Annotated in this window: 1 protein-coding gene; it reads left to right on the top strand. The window is 27.2% G+C overall.

Translation table 11 applies throughout. The features are described 5' to 3' along the window. Window positions 1–697: CBS domain-containing protein (locus tag H2650_RS15695; protein WP_223151129.1), on the top strand; the 697-nt coding region annotated here is incomplete at its 5' end. Window positions 698–821 lie beyond the last annotated feature (124 nt).

The raw sequence follows: 821 nt of genomic DNA on the forward strand, positions 1-821 counted from the left end.
TGATAAAATTATGACGGAAAATCTAAAGGTATCACTGTTTATTGATAAAGAAACAAACATTATATCTTGCGAATTAAATGATACTATTTCTAAAGCAAAAACATTAATGCTTTTAAATGGTTTTTCACAACTACCAATCTTATATAATGGTAAAATTCAAGGTTGCATCAGTTGGAAATCAATTGGTAAAATTGAAGCAATTGATAATTCTAAAAAGCTTGTAAAACAATATGTTGAGAAACCCATTGTTGTAAAAGAAACAGATAATTTTTTAGATTATATAAAAGTAATTGCTCAAAATGATTATATACTTGTAATTGATTCTGAAGAAGTTTTAAAAGCAATAATAACGACGTATGATATGACTTTATATTTTGAAGATTTTATCACGCCATATTTAAAACTTGGAATTATAGAAGATTGCATTAGAAAGCTCATAACTAAAATCCAACCCATCGATTTGAAAAAAGATATTAATGAACTTGTTTATGGGCAATATAAAAAAATATTTGAAATTGAAGAAAATTGGGCAAAACTTGGATTAACAAATCTTGATAAAGGTACTTTTGTTCAAAAATTAGAGGAAATTAGAATAATAAGAAACAAAGTTGCACACTATAAACCTACTCCTTTGACTAAAGAAGAACATTTCGTAGTTAAATCATTTGCTGCTATAATAGAACAAGTCAGCGCCTAACAGCCGTTACAAGAAATTTGGGTATTTGGCTTAATTTAAATATGGTTTTGTATTTGGAAAATTTGTGTTTAATGGAAAAATCTCGCATCTTTAATCCCAAACTTCTTGTAGCGCCAAGACGTTA

Origin of the sequence: Flavobacterium sp. GP15, assembly GCF_014281985.1 — a bacterium.
Lineage (GTDB): Bacteria > Bacteroidota > Bacteroidia > Flavobacteriales > Flavobacteriaceae > Flavobacterium > Flavobacterium pygoscelis.